The following is a 21,645-nucleotide window of genomic DNA, read 5'->3' on the forward strand; positions in this document are numbered from 1 at the left end:
CCGCCCACGCTCACCGGAGGCCGCCGCTCAGGCTCCGCAGGGGTACCCGCCCAGGGGACCCCTGCTTTGATCCTGCCGGCCACGACCGACAAAACCGAGCGGTGGGCGGCGGCCTGTGGACAACTCGGCGGGACGGTGTTCGGCGGGCGTCCGTGCCCTGGGGCGGCTCGTCGTGCGGGCGGGCGGCCGCGGAGAGGTTCGAACGCGTCGAGCCGTGCGCGGACGGCCGGTGTGCGGACAGGCCGGTGGGTGGTGTGGTCGCCGTCGTGTCCCATCCCTCCGCGGACGGCTCCGGCGGCCGTCCAGGGCACCGGTGTACGGGCCGAAAGCGCCGGTCACCGGGCGTCCGCTGTGAAGTGCGCCGGTTTGTCCGCCGAACCGCTCCCAGCCCCGTGGGCGGCGGATAAGGTCTGCGGCGATGTCCTTCGCCAGCCCGTTGTTCCTGTGGTTCTTCCTGCCGGTCGTGCTCGCGGCCGTCCTCGTCGCGCCCCGGAACCGGCGCAACGCCGTGGTCGCGGTGGCGAGCCTGCTGTTCTACGTCTCCGGCGCGGGCGGGACGACGGTGTTGCTGCTCGTCTGCATGGTGGTCAACTACCTGGCCGGGCGGCGGCTCGAACCCGGGGCCCCGGGCGACCGCAGGCTGGTCCTGGTCGGCTCCATCGCGCTCAACCTCGGCGTCCTGCTGGTCTGGAAGTACGCGGGCTTCGCCACGCAGCAGCTGCACGACATCGCGACCGTCGTCGGCGCGGACCTGCCCGTGGTCCACCTCGCGCTGCCGATCGGCATCTCGTTCTACACGTTCCACCACATCTCGTACGTGGTCGACGTGTACCGCGGCGAGCGGCCGGCGCTGCGCGAGCCGGTCGCGTTCGTCACCTACATCGCGATGTTCCCCCAGCTCGTCGCGGGCCCGATCGTGCGGTTCCGGGAGATCGCCGACCAGCTCCCCCAGCCCCGCCTGCACCGCTGGGACGACATCGCGGCGGGCTTCCCCCGGTTCGCCCTCGGGCTGTGCAAGAAGGTGATCATCGCCGACTCGCTCGCGCCGATGGTCGACGCCTGCTTCGCCACCCCGGCCGACCAGATGACCACGGCCGTCGCGTGGCTCGGCGCGATCGGCTACACGCTCCAGCTCTACTTCGACTTCTCCGGCTACTCCGACATGGCGATCGGGCTGGGCCGGATGCTCGGCTTCCGACTGCCGGAGAACTTCGCCCGCCCGTACTCGTCGGTCACGGTCACCGAGTTCTGGCGGCGCTGGCACATGTCCCTGTCGCGCTGGTTCCGCGACTACGTCTACATCCCGCTCGGCGGCAACCGGGGCGGGGTGCGGCAGACCTACCGCAACCTGTCGATCGTTTTCGTCCTCACCGGTTTCTGGCACGGGGCCAACTGGACGTTCCTCGTTTGGGGCGTCTTCCACGGCGCGCTGCTCGTGCTGGAACGGCGTTTCGGTTGGGATTCGTCCCCGATCGCTACGCGTACCCGAATTGCCCGTCGGGCCGGGACCACGCTCCTGGTCGTAATCGGGTGGGTGTTCTTCCGGTCCGCCGACCTCGGCACCGCGTTCACAATCATCGGCCACATGTTCTGGCCCGATTTCACCGGGTTGACCGAAGCCGTGGCCGCGGCGGCGACCAATCAGCGGATTGTTTTGCTCATAATCGCTCTGACGGTCGTCGCAATGCCCGCCCACCCGGTGAGCGGTCCTTACCTGGAGTCCTCGCGCGACAAGATCGCCACCGCGGCCCGGGTCTCGCTGATGACGGTCGGCGTCGCCTACGCCGCGATCCTTGTGGCGAGCGGTACCTTCAGTCCGTTCCTCTACTACCAGTTCTGAAGATCGACTCACCGCGGACGTTCCACAATTGACGCGGCACCCGGCCCCCGGCGGGCCGGCGACCGCACGAACCCACTGGCCCGGTCGGCCCAGCCGCGCCGAACCCAATGGAGGCCCAGGTCGACGTAGGGTAGGCGAGGATTGCTCACGCCGTGTCACCTACCGTCAACTGTCAAGAATAAGTGGCCGGTTTTTCGCCGTTGTAACTACTTTAGGTAACCGACCTGCTCCGTTCGGGTACACAGTGTGGTAGGACAGAGATTGCACATCCGGCAGCTTCTACCGTGCTAACCGAGGGAATTGTTACTTCGGGTGGGGGTAACGTGACTCACTCATCGGGGCCGACCAACCTGGGGGAGTTGTGACTTCCGGGGGGACCGTCCGCGCGCTCGTGGGCAACCGCGAGTTCCGCGGCATGTGGATCGGCTCGACGGTGTCGACCGTCGGCGACCAGCTCGCCGCGGTGGCGCTGTCCCTGCTGGTGTTCGAGCGCACGCAATCACCGGCCTGGACCGCCCTCACGTGGTCGTTGACGCTGTTCCCGCCGCTGGTCTCCGGGCCGCTGCTGGGCTGGCTCGCGGACCGCTTCCCGCGGCGCACGGTGATGGTGTGGTGCGCGTGGCTCCAGGCCGCCCTGGTGGGCCTCATGGCCATTCCGGGCACGCCGCTGTGGCTGATGATCGTGCTGCTGGTCGTCGTCCTGATGATTTCGTCGCCGTTCCTGGCGGCGCAGGAGGCGAGCCTGCCGCACGTGCTCTCGGACGACCGCTACGACGACGGCGTGGCCCTGTTCGGCACGTCGGTGGACGTGGCCCAGATGGCCGGCCTGGCCGCCGCGGGCTTCCTCGTCACCGGCGCGGGTCCCAACGTCGCGCTCGCGATCGACGCGGCCACGTTCGTGTGGGTGGCGATCCTGGTCCAGCTGTCGGTGAAGCACCGCCCGGCCGCGGACCCCCGCGGCGCCAAGCGGGACCCCGAAGGCCCCAAGGGCGCGTTCACCCTGCTGGTCACCGAACCCCGGCTGCGCAGCCTGATGGGCATGCGCCTGCTGGCCGGCCTCGCCATGGTCCCCGAGGGACTCGCCGTGCCCCTGGCGGCGAGTCTGGACGCGGTGTGGGCCGTCGGCCTGATCCTGGCCATCGAGCCCGCCGCCAACGTCCTCGGCGTGGCCGTGCTGTTCCGGGTGGTGCGCGATCCCGCGAAACGCGAGCGGCTGATCGGTCCGCTCGCCATACTGTCCCTGGCCCCGCTGGTCATGTTCGCGTTGAACCCGAACCTGACCTGGACCATCGCACTGCTGGTGATCGCCGGCATGGCCGGCGCGTACCACACGCCCGCTCGTTCGGCGTGGATGCGCATCCTGCCGGACGCCTACCGCGGCCGGGCGTACGGCATCGGCCGGGCCGCGCTGCGCTCGTCGCAGGGCGGCGGGATGGCGCTGGCCGGTGTCGTGGCGCACTCGGTCGGCTCGGTGACCGCGACGATCGCGGGTGCAGGCGGTATCGGGCTACTGCTCGCCACCCAGGCGACCGTAGCCTGGCGACGGGCCCGCACCCGGAACGATCCGAAGGCGGTGGCGATCTGAAACGGACCCATCACATAACGCGATTGTCAAACATGAAGGACCCCTCGGCTGCGGCCCGCTAGCCCGCGGGCACGTACGGTGAACATTCGGTCCGGGATGGAGGGAGTGGCTCACATGTCGCGGTTGCGCATGGCGAACACCTCCTCGGAGCGCGTCTCGGGCACGGGCGTGCCGCTGCGAACGGCGTTCGCCGCGCGACGCCGGGCAGAGGGTAGGGGGTCGTGGTGAAGAACAGTTTGACTGACCAGAAGGCGTCTGGGGCAGTCGGCCGGCCCTCGATTCGCAACTGGGATCTGTGGACGTTGCGACCGGCCGCGCTGGCGTACTTCTTCTTCATCGAATCGGCGGTAGCGGGTGCCGCCATTTGGCTGCTGTTCGGGCTGGGTTCGGTCTCGAACACCGACTGGTTGCGGTTCGGCGCGGTGATGTTCGCCATCACCGTCCACCTGATGATCGTTCGGCGGGCCGAAGAATCGCGCCGCAACGAGTCGGCCGGCCCGCACATCGACCTGACCTCGGTCTGGACGTTCGCCGCCGCCATCGCGCTGCCCGGCGCGTTGGCCGTGCTCGCCACGGTGTGGATGCGGATCCTGATCCAGCCGATCGCGCGCCGCCAGCCGTACCGGTTCGTGTTCAGCTCGGCGAGCATCCTCGGCGGCACCATGCTGGCCTGGGCCGTGGTGCACCTGTCGGGCATGTCGCTGCTGGCCACCGGCCGGATCCCGACCGACCTGGGCCTCGTGCTCGTGCTCATCGTGGCCGGCGTGGTCAACTGGGGCGCGCAGGGCATGAACATCGCGATCGCGTTGAAGATCGTCACCCCGCACACGCGGATCCAGGAGTTCCTGGGCTCGCGGGCGGACAACATGCTGGAGCTGAGCACGCTCGGCGCGGGCGCGATGCTCGGCATGCTGATGACCACGCACTGGGTGGGCCCGCTGCTGCTGGTGTTCCCGGTGATCCTGGTCAACGCGCTGCTGTACCACGCGGCGCAGCGGCGGGCGCACCTCGAGCGGCTGCTGACCGAGCAGGAGCAGCTCCAGGCGCGGCTGGCCGAGGACGCGCACACCGACTACCGGACGGGCCTGCTCAACACCAACGGCCTGGCCGAGTACGCGGGCCGGCTCACCGAGCGCTGCCGCCACGACGGGCAGCCGGTGACCGTGCTGGCCATCGACCTGGACCACTTCAAGCGGATCAACGACACCTGGGGCCACCCGGCGGGCAACGCCGTGCTGGCCGAGGTGGGGCGGATCCTGCGGGAGAAGCTGCGGCCGGGCGACGTGGCGGGCCGCGACGGCGGTGAGGAGTTCGTCGTGGTGCTCGCCGACACGGGCCTGGCGCAGGGCACGGCCATCGCCGAGCGGGTGCGCGAGGCGATCGGCGAGATGTCCGTGGTGACCACCGACAAGCACCGCAACACGGTGACCCTGCGCGGCCGGAACCTGCCGCTGACGGCGGACGGGCCGGAGGTGCGGGCCATCTCGGCGTCCATCGGCGTGGCCGTGCTGCCGGACAACGGCGAGTGCCTCCAGGACGCGCAGCACTGCGCGGACGCGGCGCTCTACGCGGCCAAGGAGAACGGGCGCAACCAGGTGCGGGTCGCCGGCGGCGAGATCCGGCTGCTGCCCGCGCCGCGCGGCGACGAGGTCGACGGGGCCGAGCCGCAGCAGCCGGCCGGGGCCGAGGTCACCCGCACCGCCTGAGCGGTCGCGCCGGGTCGTCGGCGGGACGTCCGGGAGCCGGCGGAGGCACGCGGAACGGGCGCGACGGCCACGGCCGCCGCACGGGTTCCGGTTCGTCGTCGCGCGTGGCACGGCACCTGCCCTGGTGGACCCGGGTGCCCCCCTCGACGTCCGGCCTACCCGTTCCGGGCAGGGTTCAAACGTGCCGTGCGCGACTTCGCGCTAGTGCGCCACGCGTTCACGCTTGCGGCCCAGCAGCCGGCACGCCAGGTAGATGGCGAACGACACCGCGGTCACGAACGCGCTCACCGGGATCCCCGGCGCGAGGGACAGCAGCATCCCGCCCAGCACGGACACCTCGGCGAAGACCACGGCCAGCACGGTGGCCCGCACCGGGCTCGCGGTGACCCGGGTGGCCGCCGCCGCGGGCGTGATCATCACCGACAGCACGAGCAGCGCGCCCACGAGCTGCACGCTCAACGCCGTGGCCACGCCCACCAGCACCGCGAACACCACCGACAGCGTCCGCACCGGCACGCCCCGCGCCACCGCCACGGCCGCGTCCACGCTGGCGAAGTGCAGCGGCCGGTGGATGAACGCCAGCACCACGAGCACCACCAGCGACGAGCCGATGAGCAGCCACAGGTCGGTGGACCCGACGCTCACCACCTGCCCGGTGAGCAGGCCGAACTTGTTCGCCGTCCGTCCGTTGTAGAGGGCGAGGAAGAGCATGCCGAGGCCCAGCCCGAACGCGAGGATCGCGCCGATGACCGAGTCGCGGTCGGAGTCGCGGGTGCTCAGCAGCCCCAGCAGCAGGGCGGCGACCACGGACCCGGCCAGCGCGCCGTACCCGACGCCGACGCCGATCAGCAGGGCCGCCGCGCCGCCGGTGAACGCCAGCTCGCTGGTGCCGTGCACGGCGAACGCCATCCGGCGGGTCACCACGAGCGGACCGAGCAGGCCGCCCAGCAGCCCGAGCACCGCGCCCGCCACCAGCATCGGCTGCACGTAGCGCAGCAACTCCAGGGTGAGCCCGAAGTCGAAGAAGTTCTCCATCAGCCCTCATCCGCCACGTGGTGCGGCTCGTCCTCGCACACGTGCTGCGCGCCGACCACGTGGATCTGGTCGCGCACGCGGACCACCTCGACGTTCGTGCGGTACAGCTCGGACAACGCCCGCGAGGTCATCACCTCGGCGGGCCTGCCGATCCGGAACCGGCCGTCGACCAGGTACAGCACCCGGTCGACCAGCGGCAGGATCGGGTTGATCTCGTGGGTCACGAACAGCACGGCGGTGTTCGCGGCACGCCGGCGGGCGTCGATAAGGTCGCTGACCACGCGCTGGTGGGCGAGGTCGAGCGAGAGCAGCGGCTCGTCGCACAGCAGCACCCCGGGGTCGCCGACCAGGGCCTGCGCCACCCGCAGCCGCTGCTGCTCGCCGCCGGAGAGCAGGCCGATCGGCTCGTCGGCGTACCGGGTCGCGCCGACGCTCTCCAGCGCCGCGTCCACCCTGGCCCGGCGTTCGCGCCGGTCGCGCCACCCGATGCCCCAGCGGTGGCCGTCCAGGCCGAAGCCGACCAGGTCACGGCCGCGCAGGGCGAGGGTCGAGTCGATCGCCCGCTGCTGCGGGATGTAGCCGACGCGCCGGTTGCCGCCCGCCACGCGGACCGTGCCGGCGGTCAGCGGTTGCAGGCCGAGCAGCACCCGGATGAGGCTCGTCTTGCCCGACCCGTTGGGCCCGAGCACGGCCACGAACTCGCCCGGCGCGACGTCCAGGTCCAGCCCGTCCCACAGCACCCGGTCGCCGTAGGACAGCCGCGCGCCGCGCAACGCGACCGCGGCGGCCGTCGCCGTGTCCGCCACCTGAGCCGTCGTGCCCCGAGCCGTCATGCGCCGAGCGCTCCCACCAGCGAGTCGACCTGCTTCGTCATCCAGTCAAGGTAACCCGTGACGCCTTCGGGCAGCGTCTCGGTCACCTCGGCGACCGGCAGGCCCGCCGCCCGGGCCCGTTCGACGACCTGGTTGGTGGCGGGGTTCTCGGTCTGCGCGTTGTTGACCAGCGCGACCACCTGCTTCTGCTCGATCAGCCGGGTGACCTCGGCCAGCGCGGCGACGGGGATGTCGGCCTCGGCCTCCACGGCGTCGGCGAACGACTCGGGGGTGACGTCCTCGACGCCCGCGGTGTCGAGCAGGTAGTGCGCGACGGGCTCGGTCGCCACGACCTTCCGGCCCGCGCCCCTGCCCTCGACCCGCCGCTCCAGCTCGGTCAGCTTCGCGGTGAAGTCCTTGGCGTTGGCGTCGAAGGCGGCCTTCCGGTCGGGCGCGATCTCGCCGAGGTCGGCGGCGGCCTGTTCGGCGACCTTGCGGACGGTCTCGAAGTCGTACCAGACGTGCTCGTTGACGGCGTGGTCGTGGCCGTGGTCGCCGCCCTCGGCCTCGGGCTCCGGCTCGTCGTGGTCGGAGGCCTTGCCCGACACGGGGAACGCCTCGATCTTCTTCGCGCCCTCGGTCCCGGGGCCGAGCAGGGTGGCGAAGAAGTCGTCGTAGCCGCCGCCGTTGAAGATGACGAGCTTCGCGTCGCGCACGGCCGCCAGGTCGGACGGCTTGCTCTCGTAGGAGTGCGGGTCGCCGGACGGGTCGTCGATGATCGAGCTGACCCGCACCGCGTCGCCGCCGACGGCCTGGACCACGCTGCCCCACACGTTCGTGGAGGCGACGACCTTGATCGCGCCGTCGTCGGCGGCGGGGGTGTCCTGGGCGCCGCAGGCGGTGAGGACGACGGCGGTCGCGGCGGCCACCGCGCCGAGCAACGCGTTGCGGACAGTCATCAGAGCACTCCTCGACAGGCGGACGGAAAGGCAATGGAAACCGTTGTCGAGTTCAGTTTAGAACGCTCCGCCACCGAGGTGTCCAACCGACCGGGTGTTCTTTCACACGACAGGGGCCACCTCCCGTGGGACGGGAGGTGGCCCCGAGGTCGACTCGACCGGTCGGTCAGTCGGTCAGGCGGTAGCCCGACTCCGGGTGGAACAGGTGGACCTCGCCGGCGTCGCGCACGCCGACCTTCACCGTCTGGCCCAGGGTGGGCGGCGTGCGGCCGTCGACGCGGACCACGAACCGCTCCGGCACGTTGCCGATGCGGACCGAGCCGTGCATGAGCGCGTCCGCGCCCAGCTCCTCGACCAGCTCGACGGTCATCTCCATGCCCGGCTCCGAGGAGCCGACCAGCGCGAGCGACTCGGGCCGGATGCCGAACGTCACCTCGGACAGGCCCTCGCCCGCCGCCTTGTCCAGCGCGCGGCGCTCCAGCGGCACCACGAGGCCGTCGAGCTTCGCGCCCTCCGACGTCAGCGGGACGGTCTTGAGGTTCATCGCGGGCGAGCCCATGAAGCCCGCCACGAACGCGTTGGCCGGCTTGTCGTACAGCGCGCGCGGGGTGTCGCACTGCTGGAGCAGGCCGTCCTTGAGCACGGCGACCCGGTGGCCCATGGTCATGGCCTCGACCTGGTCGTGCGTGACGTAGATCGTGGTGGTGCCGAGCCGCGCCTGGAGGGCGGCGATGTTCGCGCGGGTCTCCACGCGGAGCTTCGCGTCGAGGTTGGACAGCGGCTCGTCCATGAGGAAGACGGAGGGCTCGCGGACGATCGCGCGGCCCATCGCGACGCGCTGGCGCTGACCGCCGGACAGGGCCTTCGGCTTGCGGTCCAGGTACTTCGTCAGGTCGAGCATCTTGGCCGCCTCGGCGACCTTCTCCTTGATCTCGGCCTTGTTCACGCCGCGCAGCTTGAGCGCGAAGCCCATGTTCTCCGCGACCGTCATGTGCGGGTAGAGGGCGTAGGACTGGAACACCATCGCGATGTCGCGGCCCTTGGGCGGCACGTTGGTGACGTCCTTGCCGCCGATGTGGATGGCGCCCTCGTCCACGTCCTCCAGGCCCGCGAGCATGCGCAGCGCGGTCGACTTGCCGGAGCCGGACGGGCCGACCAGGACCAGGAACTCGCCGTCGCTGACGTCGAGCGACAGCTCGTCGACCGCGCGGACCGGCGGGTTGCCGGAGAAGACCCGCGAAGCCTTGACGTAGGACACCTCTGCCATGCCACGCACCTTTCACTGCCCGAGCTTTGCCGCAACGCTAGGGATTGCAAGCGCTTACGGGAACAGGCGAATTGGTCTAGTTCCGGATCGGTTCAGCGCCGGCCGCGCCGGCACCGGGGCCGGCGGGGGCGCGATCACCCGGTCGGGATGCCGCGACCATGCCTTTGACCAGCGGTATCGCTCGTGGACAGCGCCGTGGCGGCTCCCTAGCCTCTGCGCTGTGAAGGTCATCAGCCACCAGGAATCGACGACACTCCTGGGAGCGCAGCCGCGGGTGACGACCACGTCGGCGTACTGGAGCCGCTGGTCGCGGTGCGAGCGGGGCCCCCGCTGCGACACGGAGGCCCCCGCACCGTTCAGCCCTTGACCGCGCCCGACGACAGGCCCGTCACCAGGAACCGCTGCACCAGGTAGAACACGACGATCGCGGGGATCGCGACCAGGATCGACGCGGCGGCCAGGTGGCCCCACTCGGTCCGGTTCTGCTGCACGAACACCTGCAGGCCCACGGCCAGCGTCTTCGACTCGTCCGCCGCCGACAGGAACGCCGACGCGAACGCCACCTCGCCCCACGCCGTGAGGAACGCGTAGAACGCGGTCACGGCCAGGCCCGGCCGGGCCAGCGGCAGCACCAGCCGCCAGAACACGCCGAACGGCGACAGGCCGTCCACCCGGCCGGCCTCGTCGATGTCGGTCGGGATGGTGTCGAAGTAGCCCTTCAGCATGTACGTGCAGAACGGCACCGCGGTCGTGCAGTACACCAGCACCAGGCCCAGCGACGTGCCCTGCAACCCGAGCGCCAGCAGGATGTTGTACAGCGGCACGATCAGCACCGCGAACGGGAACATCTGCACGACCAGGAACGACAGCATCAGCGACCGCTTGCCCGGGAACCGGAACCGGGACGCCGCGTACCCCGTCGTCGCCGACAGGAACACCGCCAGCACCGTGGTCATCAGCGCGATCAGCACCGAGTTGCCGAACCACGCCAGGAAGTCGCCCTTCTCGCCCGCCAGGATCCGCCCGTAGTTGTCCAGGCTGGAGTCGTTGACCAGCTTCGGCGTGGTCTCGACCGCCTTGGCGTCCGGCTTGAACGACGTCACGAGCACCCAGAACACCGGGAACACCGCGATCAGCGACGCCACGACCAGCGCCGCGTGCAGGCCCACGCTGGCCAGCGGCGACCGTTGCGCCCGCTTGGGCGCCCGTCCCCGCGGGACCGCCTTCAACGACGCGGCTTCGACCGTCATCACCACACCTCGCCTTGCTTGCGCAGCGCGCGCCGGTACACACCCGCGAAAACGAGCAGCACCGACAGGATCAGCACGCCGTAGGTGGACGCCACCGCGAAGTCGCGGGACGCGCCGGAGAAGAACCGCTCGAACGCGTAGGTCACCAGGATCCGGGTGTTCGGGTTCGGCCCGGTGATCAGGTAGATGATCGCGAACATGTTGAACGTCCAGATGATGCCCAGCAGCACCACCGTGCTGGACACCGACCGCAGGCCGGGCAGCGTCACGTTGCGGAACCGCTGCCACGCGGTCGCGCCGTCCACCTCCGCGGCCTCGTAGAGGTCGCCGGGGATCGACTGGAGGCCGCCCAGCAGCGCCACCATCATGAACGGCACGCCCAGCCAGATGTTGACGATCATCACCGCGACCAGCGCCCAGTCCGACTGGCCGAGCCACACCGGGTCGGGCAGGCCGAAGAAGCGCAGGACCTGGTTGATGATCCCGTACTGGGCGTTGAACATGTACTTCCACGCGAACGCGCTGATGAACGCGGGCACGGCCCACGGCAGGATCAGCAGCACCCGGTACACCGCCCGGCCCCGCACCTCGCGGTTGAGCAGCAGCGCGAGGCCGAGGCCGATCGCGTAGTGGAAGAACACGCAGCCGAACGTCCAGATCAGCGTGCGCGCCAACGTGCCCCAGAACGCGCCGTAGCTCGCGTCGCCCGACAGGATGTTCAGGTAGTTGTCGAGGCCAACGGAGACGTAGGTCGCCGGCCGGTCGAGGACCGGGTTGGCGATGTTGCCCTCGTTGATGTCGGTGAAGGTGAAGAACACGCCCTGGGCGAGCGGGAACAGCACCAACACCGCGATGACCACCACGACCGGCAGCACCATCGCGTACGCGTACCAGTGCCGGTCCAGGAACCTGCGCACCGAAGTCTCCCTTCGCCGCCCCGCGGCGCCCGGCCCGGGGTGGGCCGGGCGCCACGGAGGATCGTCAGCCGACGGTGTACTCGGGCACGACGGTGTCCTTGTACGCCTTGGCGACCTCGTCCAGCGCCGTCTTGGCGTCCTTCTTGCCCGCCAGCACGTCGGCGTAGGCGATCTTCAGCGGGTCGAAGAGCTGGCCGCCCTCGGGGATCCACGCGCGCGGGTGCGCGGAGGTGGCCACCGGCTCGAACGCGGACACGACCGCGTTGGCCTTCACGTCGGCGTTCTCGTAGGCCGACTTGCGGGTGGGCAGCAGGCCCAGCTCCTTGGCGATGCGCGCCTGCGACTCGGTGCTGCTCATGCAGGCGATGAACTTGACCGACGAGTCCTTGGCCTTGGTGCCCTGCCGGATCACGTAGTCGTGGCCGCCGACCGGCGCGGAGCCCTTGCCCGCGGTGTCGCCGGGGACGGGCGCGATGCCCAGGTTGGCCGGGTCGGTGAACGCGCTGCCCTTGAGGTAGTCGGCGACCGACCACGGGCCGTTGATCACCATGGCGACCTCGCCGGAGGTGAACGCGGCCTGCATGTTGTTGTAGGAGTTCGCCGGGTCGAGCGCGGTGGACGCGGCCTTGGCGTCCAGCAGGCCCTTGGCGGTCTCCAGCGCCTTCACGTTGTCCGCGGAGTTGACCACGATCTTCTTCGCGTCGGCGTCCACCAGGTCGCCGCCCGCGCCGTAGATGAACGGCAGCGCGTAGTACGCGTCGTTGTTGATGAAGATCGTCTTCTCGCCGCCGAGCTTCGCCGCGGCGGCCTTGACCTCGTCCCACGTCTTCGGCGGCTCGACACCGGCGTCGGCCAGCAGCTTCTTGTTGTAGAACAGCGCCAGCGAGTCGGTGACCTGGGGGACGCCGTAGGTCTTGCCGTCGTACTTGGTGGAGCCGAGCGGGGTCTCCAGGAAGTCGGACGTGTCGTTCGCCAGCTCGGTGCCGGTCAGGTCGACGACGTAGCCGAGCTTGGCGAGCTGCGACACCCACGCGACCTCGGCGCGGAAGACGTCCGGCCCCTGGCCGCCCTGCGCGGCGGTCCGGTAGTTGTTCAGCGCCTGGTCGAAGGCGACCGTCTCGGTCTTGACCTTGTACCCGCCCTTGGTCGCGCACTCCTGCGCGATGGCGGAGAACACCGGGCTCTCGTTCGGGCCGCTGGTGTCCCAGAAGGTGATCTCGCCGGAGTCGCCGGACGCCGAGCCGCCGTCGCCACCACCGCACGCGGTGAGGACGAGGGCGCCGACTGCCGCCACTGCGGTCACGAGGGTGGTACGTCGCATCGTTGCTGTCGTCCCTCCTGCGGCCTCCACCGTGATGAAGGCTCTTGCAAGAACTTGCGAAATTGTTGACGCGGATTTCATCCCGCCGACCAGGGCCGGGTCAAGGGGCTGGACGTAACCAAGCCGTAACGGCGGCGGCCTCGCGGCGGAAACCGCGGTGGGCGTTGCAAAAATTTGCCGCTGACGGCAGGCTGCACGTCACCACTGGGAGCAGCGAGGAGGCAGGGTGTCCGGTCTGTCCGAGATCGCCAGGGCAGCCGGGGTGAGCATCTCCACGGTCAGCCGGGTGCTCAACCGCCGGGCGGGCGTCAACGACGAGACGCGCCAGCGCGTGCTCGCGGTGCTTGCGGAAATGCCTTACACGCCGCGGGGGCTGGGCGCGCTGCAACGCACCGGCGTGATCGGGCTGCTCGTGCCGGAGCTGTCGAACCCGGTGTTCCCGGCGTTCGCCGAGGCGCTGGAGGTGCGCGCGGCGCGGCTGGGGTACTCGTCGCTGCTGTGCAACACGCGGGCCACCGGGGCGGGCGCGATGGGCGAGGAGGAGTACGTGCGGATGCTCCTCGCGCGCGGCGTCGAGGGCATGGTGTTCGTGTCGCCGGAGATCACCAACGTCGAGGTGCCGCTCGGCCAGGCCCCGCGGCCGTCGTACTACGCGAAGCTGCTGGCCGACGGCGTGCACATGGTGTTCCTGAACGGGGCGACGCCGTCGCTGGACGTGCCGGACGTGACCGTGGACGAGCAGCACGCCGGGTACGCGGCGACCAGGCACCTGGTGGAGCTGGGCCACCGGCGGATCGGGTTCGTGTCGGGTCCGGCGCGGTCGCTGCCGTCGCGGCTCAAGCGGGCCGGGTGGGCGGCGGCGCTGGAGGAGGACGGGCTGCCCGCGACGTCGGACTACGTGGCGCACGCGCCGTTCGGGCCGGAGGGCGGGGCCGAGGCGGTGTCGACGCTGCTCGACACCGTGCGGCCGACGGCGGTGATCTGCTCGTCCGACCACATGGCGATCGGCGTGCTGCGGGAGGCGCACCGGCGCGGGTTGGCCGTGCCGCGCGACCTGTCCGTGGTGGGCTTCGACGACATCCCGCTGGCGTCGTACTGCTCCCCGTCGTTGACGACGCTGGCGCAGCCGATCGAGGAGATGGCGGCGGCGGCCGTGGACGAGTTGGTGCACCGGCTCGACCCGGACCGGCGGCGGCGTCCGGCCGGCAATTACACGCGCGTTTTCCGGCCCCGCCTGGTGGTGCGCGAGTCGTCCGCGCCACCCGCATTGGTTTAGACCACTGTACCCTGAGGTAACCACCTCTCACCTGGACTGATGAGAATGTGGAGGGACGCCGGTCACCCCCACTTCTGTAATTGGTTCTGAACCGTTACGGTCACTTCATGGCGCGGTCGATGCATGTGCGACGCCCCGCGACGCTCGCCTCACTGGCGGCGGAGCTGGGTGTTTCCCGGACAACGGTGTCCAACGCGTACAACCGTCCCGACCAGCTCTCGCCGGAGCTGCGACGCCGGGTGTTGGAGACAGCTAGACGACTCGGGTACCCGGGGCCCGACCCGGTGGCCCGTTCCCTGCGGACCAGGAAGGCCGGGGCGGTGGGCCTGCTGCTCACCGAGAACCTGTCCTACGCGTTCCGGGACCCGGCGGCGATCGGGTTCCTGGAGGGGTTGGCGCTCGCGTGCGAGGACGCCGGCACCGGGCTGCTGCTCGTGCCGGCGAACCCGGAGCGCGAGGACGTGGCGGCCGTGCACCGCGCGGGGGTGGACGGTTTCGTCGTGTACTCGGTGCCCGACGACGACCCGCACCTGGCCGCGGTGCTGGAGCGGCCGGTGCCGACGGTCGTGTGCGACCAGCCCGACATCGGCAACGTCGACCGCGTCGGCATCGACGACCAGGCGGCCATGCACGCGCTGGGGCAGCACCTGATCTCGTTGGGGCACCGGCGGATCGGCGTGGTGTGCATGCGGCTGGCCCGGGACCGCAACGACGACTTCGTGACGCCGGAACGGCAGCAGGCGGCGCACTTCCACGTGCAGCGGGCCCGGTTGGCGGGGCTCGCGCAGGCGTTCGAGTCGGTCGGCGTCGACTGGGCGACCGTGCCGGTGGCGGAGCGGTTCGACCACACCATGGCGTCCGGCGCGTCGGCGGCGGCGCAGGTGCTGGAGCGCGACCCGCAGATCACCGCCCTGGTGTGCACGTCGGACATACTGGCGCTCGGCGCGATGGGCGAGTTGCAGCGGCGGGGCCTGCGCGTGCCCGCGGACATCACGGTGACCGGGTTCGACGGCATCCGCGAGGCGGAGCAGGCGGGCCTGACCACCGTGCGGCAGCCGGTGCTGGAGAAGGGCCGCGCGGCGGGCAAGCTGCTGCTCGACTCGGCCGAACGCACCCGCCCGCGGGCCGTCACCCTGTCGACCGAACTGGTCCACGGCACCACCGCCGCCGCGCCGCGCGGCACGGCGGAGGAGCGCTGGTTCGGCCCGTGACCGGCCACCCGGCCTGACCGGCCCACCCGCCACCCGGCCACCCACCCCGCTCGCTGCGCAGGGGTCCCCGCCCAGGGGACCCCTGCTTTTATTCTGCCGGGAGGCGCCGACAACCGGGCCGCCCGAACCGGAGCCTGTGGACAACTCGCCGGTGACGTCCGTGGTGACGCCCGTCGCGGCATCGCGGTCGGCAGAGGCGGGCGGTGCGAGCGGGCCGGTGCAAGCGGCCAGGTGCAAGGGGTCGGTGCAAGCGGCGACCAAGAGCGGGCGGCCAAGGGCAGGCAGGCGGCGGCTGAGGCGGTGGGCGGGGACGGCCCGACGTGAGCGGTCGGGCGAGGCCGGCAGGGGAAGCGGCCCGCCGGGCGCTCGGTCGGCGGAGACGGCCGTGTCCACTGGCACCTCGTGCCCCTCCCGCCGGGCGTCCCCTACGAGGAGCAGCAGACGGCCGTCCTCGACCCCGCCCGCGGCCACCTCGACATCCCCGACGCCGACCTCGCGCGCCGGCTCGGCGAACGCCTCTGAGTTCCACCAGGTGGATCACCCCCTCCGGGGAGCGACAATCGGGTCATGCCACCGCTGCGCAAGCTCGGCTTCCTCACCATCGGCCTGTTCGACGAGGCCGACCCGCGCCGCGGGCACGAGGCCACGTTGGACCTCGTCCGGCTCGGCGAACGGCTCGGGTTCGACAGCGCCTGGGTGCGGCACCGGCACCTGCAGCACGGCATCTCCTCCCCCGTCGCGGTGCTGGCCGCCGCGTCGCAGCGCACCACCCGCATCGAACTGGGCACCGCCGTCATCCCGCTCGGCTGGGAGAACCCGCTGCGCCTCGCCGAGGACCTGGCCACCGTCGACGTCCTCTCCGGCGGCCGGCTCAACCCGGGCGTGAGCGTCGGCCCGCCGATGCACTACGACCGGGTCAAGGAGGCGCTGTACCCCGACACCGCGGCCGCCGAGGACTTCGGCTACCGGCGCGCCGAACGGCTCCTCGCCCACCTGCGCGGCGAGCCCGTCACCGACTTCCGCGGCACGGAGGGCATCGAGGTCTTCTCCGACCGGGTCCAGCCGCACTCCCCCGGCCTGGCCGACCGCGTCTGGTACGGCGGCGGCAGCTTCGCGTCCGCCCGGTGGGCCGGCGGGCACGGGCTGAACCTGCTCGTCAGCAGCGTCGTCAAGGCCGAGGGCCGCACGGGCTTCGCGGACATCCAGCGCGACCACATCCGGGCCTTCCGCGCGGCGCACCCCGACGGCGCACGCGCCCGCGTCTCGCAGGGGCTCGTCGTCGTCCCGACCGACTCCGCCACGCCGGCGCAACGCGCCAAGTACCACGCCTACGCCGCGGGCCGGCTGCCGCGCACCGAGACCCCGCAGGGCCCGGCGGGGCTGCTGTTCTCCCCCGACTTCGTCGGCCCGTCCGCCGAGCTCGCCGAACGCCTGCACGAGCACGCCGCGTTCCGCGAGGTGGACGAGGTGGCGTTCGCCCTGCCCTTCACGTTCGAGCAGGAGGACTACGCCCAGATCCTCACCGACATCGCCACCGCGCTCGGCCCGGCGCTCGGGTGGCGGCCGTGACGGCTCACGTCACCCGGAAGACCACCGGGTCGCTCGCCTTGCCGGCCACGGACGCGACGAGCAGGTAGTCGCCCGCGCCGAGCCGGCGGTGCGCCCGGCAGCCCGGCTCGGACGTGCTGCCCGCCCACTCCAGGCTGTAGGCGAACCGCTCGCCCGGCCGCATGACCCGCACCTCGGACCCCTCGGTGGCGAAGCAGTCGTTGCTCGACCACAGCCGCGTCGCGCCGTCCGCGCTCGTCACGACCAGCTCGCGCACGTGCCTGCCGATCTCCTTCGCGCACGGCAGGGGGCCGGTGTTGGACACCACGATCGTGAACCGCACGGGCCGGCCGGCGGGCGTGGACGGCTCGCCCACCTCGGCCGCCACGGCCACCTGCGCGGGGTCGCACGGCGGTGGCGGGCCGGGCGGCGGCGTGGGCGTGACCGGCGCGGGCGGCGGGGTGGTCGGGGAGGTGGACGACGAGGCGGCCGCGGACGTCCGCGAGGGCTCGGGCGGGCTGGACCGGGGCAGCGCCCCGACCGGCGCGGGGTCGCCGTGCCCGAGCAGCGCGCCGGCCGCCCACACCGCCGCGACCAGCGCGGCCACGGCCCCGGCGACGGCCACCGCGCGGCGCCGCCAGTACACGGACCTCGGGTGCGGGCCTGTGCGCTGGGTCACGGCCACGAAGGTAGCCCGGTCGGCTGGAATAGTCGGGGAGGCGTCAGTCACCCGATCCGGTGGACGTGAGGTTCACCCCGATCGCCTTGCCGGCCTGCGGGAGCCGCGTTCCAATCCCGGTGACCACGGAGGTGTGCGATGACCGCGATCGACGAGCTGCTGCGCCGCAATGCCGAGCTGGGCAACGTCGTGCCCGGCGACCGGTCGTCGCCCAGGCCCTCGATGCAGGTGGCGATCCTGACGTGCATGGACTCCCGCATCCGGGTGTTCGAGATCTTCGGCCTCAAGCAGGGCGAGGCGCACGTGCTGCGCAACGCGGGCGGCGTCGTCACCGACGACATGATCCGCTCGCTGGCGCTGAGCCAGCGCAAGCTCGGCACCCGCGAGGTGCTGCTGGTGCACCACACCAACTGCGGCCTGCAACTGGTGACCGAGGACGACTTCAAGGACGAGCTGGAACGCGACTCCGGGCTGCGCCCGACGTGGTCGGTGGAGGCGTTCCGCGAGGTGAAGGACAGCGTGCGCGGCTCGATGAACCGGGTCCGGCAGAGCGCCTTCCTGCCGCACCGCGACCACGTGCGGGGTTTCGTCTACGACGTGCACACGGGCGAGCTGACCGAGGTCGTCTGACCCGTCGTGGCCGGCGGACCGGTCGTGGGAGACTGTGCGGCGCCATGAGCCTGGACGCCGAACTCCTCCTCGACTGGTTCGCCGACACCGCCCGCGACCTGCCCTGGCGCCGGCCCGAGTGCACCGCCTGGGGCGTGCTGGTCAGCGAGATCATGCTGCAGCAGACCCCGGTGGCCCGGGTCGAGCCCGTCTGGCACGAGTGGCTGGCCCGCTGGCCGACGCCGTCGGCGATGGCGCGGGCGAGCCAGGGCGAGGTGCTGCGCGCCTGGGGCAAGCTCGGCTACCCGCGCCGCGCCCTGCGGCTGCACGCCGCCGCCCAGGCCATCGCCGAGCACCACGGCGACGTCGTGCCGGACGACGTGGACACGCTGCTCGCGCTGCCCGGCATCGGCGCCTACACGGCTCGGGCGGTCGCGGCGTTCGCGTACGGCCGCAGGTGCCCGGTGGTCGACACGAACGTGCGACGGGTGGTGGCGCGGGCCGTGCACGGCGCGGGCGACGCGGGCCCGCCGTCCACCACCAAGGACCTCCGGGACGTCGAAGCGCTCCTGCCCGACGAGGACGCCGCCACCTACTCCGCCGCGCTGATGGAGCTGGGCGCGCTGGTCTGCACGGCCCGCGCCCCGAAGTGCGCCGACTGCCCGGTGTTCGACGCGTGCGCGTGGCAGCTCAACGGGCGGCCCGCCTACGACGGCCCGGCGAAGGCCGTGCAGAAGTTCGCGGGCACCGACCGGCAGGTGCGCGGCCTGCTGCTGGACGTGCTGCGCGGCACGGACGAGCCGGTGGCGAAGTCCCGGCTGGACGTGGTCTGGTCGGACCCGGGCCAGCGGGACCGCTGCCTGCACTCGCTGCTGGTCGACGGCCTGGTCGAGCAGACCCGCGACGGCTTGTTCGCGCTGCCCGGGGAGCACTGACACGTGCACGCGCTGGTGGTGTTCTTCGACGCCGAGGCCGAGGACGCCGTGCGTGCGCTGCGACGGCGGATCGGCGCGCGGTCCGAGCTGCCGCCGCACCTGACCTACGCGGCGGCAGGCACGATCGGGCCGAAGGTGCGCGCCGAGCTGCGCGAGGACCTGTCCCGGCTGTGGCTGCCCGACGTGTGGCTGCCCACCCTGGCCGCCACCGGCGGCACGCTCCGGCTCGACGCGGTCGTGGACGGCGAGCTGCTGGCCGTGCACTCGGCCGTGCACGACGTGCTGGCCGGTCGGGTGAAGCACCCGAACAGCAGGCACCTGCCGGGCAGCTGGGTGCCGCACTGCACGCTGCTCGACGGCGGGGACGACGAGATCAGGGCCGCGTTCGCGGCGCTGCACCCGATCACGCCGATCCGCGCCAAGGTCCGCGAGATGGCGATCGTGGACACTCAGACCGGCGGGATCGAGCCGCTCAGGAAAGCCTCCACCGCGCCCCGGTAGACCTCCGGGGCCTCGTCGTGCACGACGTGCCCGGACTCCGGCACGACCAGGTGGAACGCGCCGGTCCGCCGCGCCACCTCGGCCATCTGCCCGGCGCGCAGGCCGCCGCGCCCCGCCTCCACGAGCAGCATCGGGCACCGGATCGCGTCCACGTGGTCCCAGTACGCCCGCTCGCCCCACTCCGAGGCGATCTCGTACAGGTCGGCCAGGTCCGCGATGAGGTGCCAGCCGTCCTCGCGCTCCTCGAACATCTCCTCCACCCGCGGCACGTCCACGACCGTCCGCACGTGCGCCAGGGACTCGAACGCGGCCGGCCACGCGTCGAAGTACCACCGCCACTCGTCGACCGTGCGGCCCCGGTTGTCCGGCGCCACGTCCTCGGCCACGACCGCCCGCACCAGGTCCGGGCGGGTCGCGGCGAGCGCCCACGCGTGCAGCCCGCCCATCGAGTGCCCGATCACCACGGCGGGCGCGAGGTCGTGCCGCTCGATCACCTCGACCGCGTCGGCGACGAAGTCCTCGGTCCGGAACGGCCCGCGCACGGGGTTGCGGCCGTGCCCGCGCGCGTCCGGCGCGACGACCCGCCCGTACCGCTTGAGCCACTGCGCCACCGTCCACCACGTGCTCGCCCGGCTCATCAGGCCGTGGAGCAGCAGGATGCCCTGCCCCGATCCCCCGAACTCCGCAACGCTCATACGTGCATCATGTCGGCATGGCCATCAGCCCGAAGGCGCGCCCGTACCTGATCGTCGTCATCGCGGTGCTGGTGGTGGCGGGTGTCGTGGTGGCGAAGCTGCCGAGGGACGAGCCGGTCGCCGCGCCCACGACGACGGGCTCCACCACGCCGCCGGTGGTCGACGCCGTGGGCGGCGACGGCGCGGGCGACGCGTACTACCCCCAGGACGGCAACACCGGTTACGACGTCACCGCCTACGACGTGTCGGTGACCTACGACCCGGCGACCAGACGCCTGGACGGCGTCGCCCGGATCACCGCGCGGGCCACCGCGGACCTGTCCCGGTTCAACCTCGACCTGTACGCGCTGGAGGTCTCCGACGTGCGGGTGCGGGACCAGGCGGCCGGGCACCGGCAGGAGGGCGACCACGAGCTGGTCGTCACGCCCGCGTCCCCGCCGGCCGCGGGCGAGGAGTTCACCACCACCGTCGTGTACGGCGGCGAGCCGACCCTGTTCGAGGACCGCGCGCTGGGCCGCAGCGGCTGGCAGGTGTCGGCCACCGGCGGCGCGTTCGCGGCCGGCGAGCCGCACTCGGCGACCACCTGGTTCCCGGCCAACGACACCCCGCGCGACAAGGCGTCGTTCGCGCTGACCGCGCGCGTGCCGGAGGGCTGGTCGGTGGTGTCCAACGGCGTCGAGGAGGGCTCCACCACCGAGGCCGGCTGGACGACGTTCCGCTGGGTCGCCGCCCAGCCGATGGCCACCTACCTGACCACGATCGCGATCGACCGGTGGACGGTCGAGCGGTCCGCGCTGCCCGACGGCACCCCGGTGGTGGACGCCTACGCGCCGGGCGCGCTGAACGCCCGCGCGCACCAGCGGCGGCTGCCCGAGGTGCTCGCGTTCCTGGCCGACAGGTTCGGGCCGTACCCGTTCTCCTCGGCGGGCGGGATCTTCCTGGCCGACGACATCGGCTTCTCGCTGGAGACGCAGACCCGGCCGATCTACGCCGCGTGGGCCGACCTCGACACCGTGGTGCACGAGAACGCGCACCAGTGGTTCGGCGACTCGGTGAGCCTGGAGAACTGGGCCGACATCTGCCTGAACGAGTGCTTCGCCTCCTACGCCCAGTGGTTGTGGGCGGAGGCGAAGGACGGCGCGGACCTCGACGCCCGCTACCGGGCCGAGCTCGAGCGGGTCGGCGACCGCGACTCGTACTGGGGCCGCAGGCTCTACGACATGGGCCGCGGGAACGAGTTCCGCGGCGTCTACGACAAGGGGCAGCTCGCGCTGCACGCGCTGCGCCGCCAGGTCGGCGACCCCGCGTTCGACCGGGTGCTCAAGGAGTGGACGGCGGCGCACCGGGACGGCAACGCGTCCTGGCCGGAGTTCGAGGCGCACGTGGAGCGGGTGTCGGGGCAGGACCTCGACGGCTTCTTCGCCGCGTGGTTCCGCGGCGACGGGGTGCCCGCCGACGAGTACCTCTACCCGGGCCGGCTGCGCCGCTAACCCCCTTGG

Annotated in this window: 19 protein-coding genes; 10 read left to right on the forward strand and 9 right to left on the reverse strand. The window is 72.0% G+C overall.

The genetic code is table 11. The features are described 5' to 3' along the window. Window positions 1–418: 418 nt before the first annotated feature. From ACFXGA_RS17600 to ACFXGA_RS17610, 3 genes are all read left to right on the forward strand, one after another. Window positions 419–1,840, forward strand: a complete 1,422-nt coding sequence (locus ACFXGA_RS17600) for an MBOAT family O-acyltransferase (RefSeq protein ID WP_378089024.1) — start codon at window positions 419–421, stop codon at window positions 1,838–1,840. Window positions 1,841–2,201: 361 nt separating this feature from the next. Further along, window positions 2,202–3,425, forward strand: coding sequence for an MFS transporter (locus ACFXGA_RS17605; RefSeq protein ID WP_378089026.1), 1,224 nt, complete (start codon window positions 2,202–2,204; stop codon window positions 3,423–3,425). A gap of 302 nt (window positions 3,426–3,727) precedes the next feature. Continuing rightward, on the forward strand, window positions 3,728–5,131 hold the full coding sequence (locus ACFXGA_RS17610) for a GGDEF domain-containing protein (protein WP_378089028.1): 1,404 nt from the start codon (window positions 3,728–3,730) through the stop codon (window positions 5,129–5,131). A gap of 201 nt (window positions 5,132–5,332) precedes the next feature. Here ACFXGA_RS17610 and ACFXGA_RS17615 read toward each other — a convergent pair whose 3' ends face one another. The 7 genes from ACFXGA_RS17615 to ACFXGA_RS17645 form a co-directional block, all read right to left on the reverse strand. Continuing rightward, window positions 5,333–6,166, reverse strand: a complete 834-nt coding sequence (locus tag ACFXGA_RS17615) for a metal ABC transporter permease (RefSeq protein WP_378089030.1) — start codon at window positions 6,164–6,166, stop codon at window positions 5,333–5,335. Next, window positions 6,166–6,999: a metal ABC transporter ATP-binding protein gene (locus tag ACFXGA_RS17620; RefSeq protein ID WP_378089032.1), complete on the reverse strand. Its 834-nt coding sequence runs from the start codon at window positions 6,997–6,999 to the stop codon at window positions 6,166–6,168. Before ACFXGA_RS17620 ends, ACFXGA_RS17615 begins: the two co-directional genes overlap by 1 nt. Further along, window positions 6,996–7,937: a metal ABC transporter solute-binding protein, Zn/Mn family gene (locus ACFXGA_RS17625; protein WP_378089034.1), complete on the reverse strand. Its 942-nt coding sequence runs from the start codon at window positions 7,935–7,937 to the stop codon at window positions 6,996–6,998. The genes ACFXGA_RS17620 and ACFXGA_RS17625 overlap by 4 nt, the downstream gene beginning before the upstream one ends. A gap of 166 nt (window positions 7,938–8,103) precedes the next feature. Continuing rightward, on the reverse strand, window positions 8,104–9,204 hold the full coding sequence (locus tag ACFXGA_RS17630) for an ABC transporter ATP-binding protein (RefSeq protein WP_378089036.1): 1,101 nt from the start codon (window positions 9,202–9,204) through the stop codon (window positions 8,104–8,106). 356 nt (window positions 9,205–9,560) lie between these two features. After that, a complete protein-coding gene (locus ACFXGA_RS17635) occupies window positions 9,561–10,454 on the reverse strand; it encodes a sugar ABC transporter permease (RefSeq protein WP_378089038.1) in 894 nt (297 codons plus the stop codon). Beyond that, complete coding sequence (locus ACFXGA_RS17640) at window positions 10,454–11,371, reverse strand: carbohydrate ABC transporter permease (RefSeq protein ID WP_378089040.1); 918 nt, start codon at window positions 11,369–11,371, stop codon at window positions 10,454–10,456. The genes ACFXGA_RS17635 and ACFXGA_RS17640 overlap by 1 nt, the downstream gene beginning before the upstream one ends. 64 nt (window positions 11,372–11,435) lie before the next feature. Beyond that, window positions 11,436–12,692: an extracellular solute-binding protein gene (locus ACFXGA_RS17645; RefSeq protein WP_378089042.1), complete on the reverse strand. Its 1,257-nt coding sequence runs from the start codon at window positions 12,690–12,692 to the stop codon at window positions 11,436–11,438. Between the two features lie 226 nt (window positions 12,693–12,918). Between ACFXGA_RS17645 and ACFXGA_RS17650 the strand changes: the two genes are divergently transcribed. The 3 genes from ACFXGA_RS17650 (at window position 12,919) to ACFXGA_RS17660 (ending at window position 16,748) form a co-directional block, all read left to right on the forward strand. After that, complete coding sequence (locus ACFXGA_RS17650; protein WP_378089044.1) at window positions 12,919–13,968, forward strand: LacI family DNA-binding transcriptional regulator; 1,050 nt, start codon at window positions 12,919–12,921, stop codon at window positions 13,966–13,968. A gap of 107 nt (window positions 13,969–14,075) precedes the next feature. Then, entirely contained in the window at window positions 14,076–15,179 is a 1,104-nt protein-coding gene (locus ACFXGA_RS17655; protein WP_378089046.1) for a LacI family DNA-binding transcriptional regulator, read from the forward strand. A 567-nt stretch (window positions 15,180–15,746) separates the two neighbouring features. Beyond that, window positions 15,747–16,748 carry an LLM class flavin-dependent oxidoreductase gene (locus tag ACFXGA_RS17660; protein WP_378089047.1) on the forward strand — a complete coding sequence of 334 codons (1,002 nt, stop codon included), beginning with the start codon at window positions 15,747–15,749 and terminating at the stop codon, window positions 16,746–16,748. Window positions 16,749–16,752: 4 nt separating this feature from the next. Here ACFXGA_RS17660 and ACFXGA_RS17665 read toward each other — a convergent pair whose 3' ends face one another. After that, window positions 16,753–17,406: a hypothetical protein gene (locus ACFXGA_RS17665; protein ID WP_378089049.1), complete on the reverse strand. Its 654-nt coding sequence runs from the start codon at window positions 17,404–17,406 to the stop codon at window positions 16,753–16,755. Window positions 17,407–17,544: 138 nt separating this feature from the next. Between ACFXGA_RS17665 and ACFXGA_RS17670 the strand changes: the two genes are divergently transcribed. Genes ACFXGA_RS17670 through ACFXGA_RS17680 form a run of 3 tightly spaced genes read left to right on the forward strand, consistent with a single transcriptional unit; the run spans window position 17,545 to window position 19,451 of the window. Then, entirely contained in the window at window positions 17,545–18,036 is a 492-nt protein-coding gene (locus ACFXGA_RS17670) for a beta-class carbonic anhydrase (RefSeq protein WP_378089051.1), read from the forward strand. Between the two features lie 44 nt (window positions 18,037–18,080). Continuing rightward, complete coding sequence (locus tag ACFXGA_RS17675) at window positions 18,081–18,950, forward strand: A/G-specific adenine glycosylase (RefSeq protein ID WP_378089053.1); 870 nt, start codon at window positions 18,081–18,083, stop codon at window positions 18,948–18,950. A gap of 3 nt (window positions 18,951–18,953) precedes the next feature. Next, complete coding sequence (locus tag ACFXGA_RS17680) at window positions 18,954–19,451, forward strand: 2'-5' RNA ligase family protein (protein WP_378089056.1); 498 nt, start codon at window positions 18,954–18,956, stop codon at window positions 19,449–19,451. Here ACFXGA_RS17680 and ACFXGA_RS17685 read toward each other — a convergent pair. Then, entirely contained in the window at window positions 19,400–20,146 is a 747-nt protein-coding gene (locus ACFXGA_RS17685) for an alpha/beta fold hydrolase (RefSeq protein ID WP_378089058.1), read from the reverse strand. The two genes, ACFXGA_RS17680 and ACFXGA_RS17685, sit on opposite strands and share 52 nt — an antisense overlap. Before the next feature lie 17 nt (window positions 20,147–20,163). Here ACFXGA_RS17685 and ACFXGA_RS17690 point away from each other — a divergent pair, with 17 nt between their 5' ends. Beyond that, window positions 20,164–21,636: a M1 family metallopeptidase gene (locus ACFXGA_RS17690; protein ID WP_378089060.1), complete on the forward strand. Its 1,473-nt coding sequence runs from the start codon at window positions 20,164–20,166 to the stop codon at window positions 21,634–21,636. The last annotated feature ends 9 nt before the right edge of the window (window positions 21,637–21,645 follow it).

Source organism: Actinosynnema sp. NPDC059335 (assembly GCF_042752395.1).
Taxonomy (GTDB): Bacteria; Actinomycetota; Actinomycetes; order Mycobacteriales; family Pseudonocardiaceae; genus Actinosynnema.

Coding starts and splice junctions, on each gene's coding strand:
- ACFXGA_RS17600 (WP_378089024.1), top strand. CDS start 419: ATGTCCTTCGCCAGCCCGTTGTTCCTGTGGTTCTTCCTGCCGGTCGTG.
- ACFXGA_RS17675 (WP_378089053.1), top strand. CDS start 18,081: ATGAGCCTGGACGCCGAACTCCTCCTCGACTGGTTCGCCGACACCGCC.
- ACFXGA_RS17630 (WP_378089036.1), bottom strand. CDS start 9,204: ATGGCAGAGGTGTCCTACGTCAAGGCTTCGCGGGTCTTCTCCGGCAAC.
- ACFXGA_RS17685 (WP_378089058.1), bottom strand. CDS start 20,146: ATGAGCGTTGCGGAGTTCGGGGGATCGGGGCAGGGCATCCTGCTGCTC.
- ACFXGA_RS17635 (WP_378089038.1), bottom strand. CDS start 10,454: ATGACGGTCGAAGCCGCGTCGTTGAAGGCGGTCCCGCGGGGACGGGCG.
- ACFXGA_RS17620 (WP_378089032.1), bottom strand. CDS start 6,999: ATGACGGCTCGGGGCACGACGGCTCAGGTGGCGGACACGGCGACGGCC.
- ACFXGA_RS17655 (WP_378089046.1), top strand. CDS start 14,076: ATGGCGCGGTCGATGCATGTGCGACGCCCCGCGACGCTCGCCTCACTG.
- ACFXGA_RS17625 (WP_378089034.1), bottom strand. CDS start 7,937: ATGACTGTCCGCAACGCGTTGCTCGGCGCGGTGGCCGCCGCGACCGCC.
- ACFXGA_RS17660 (WP_378089047.1), top strand. CDS start 15,747: ATGCCACCGCTGCGCAAGCTCGGCTTCCTCACCATCGGCCTGTTCGAC.
- ACFXGA_RS17645 (WP_378089042.1), bottom strand. CDS start 12,692: ATGCGACGTACCACCCTCGTGACCGCAGTGGCGGCAGTCGGCGCCCTC.
- ACFXGA_RS17615 (WP_378089030.1), bottom strand. CDS start 6,166: ATGGAGAACTTCTTCGACTTCGGGCTCACCCTGGAGTTGCTGCGCTAC.
- ACFXGA_RS17690 (WP_378089060.1), top strand. CDS start 20,164: ATGGCCATCAGCCCGAAGGCGCGCCCGTACCTGATCGTCGTCATCGCG.
- ACFXGA_RS17670 (WP_378089051.1), top strand. CDS start 17,545: ATGACCGCGATCGACGAGCTGCTGCGCCGCAATGCCGAGCTGGGCAAC.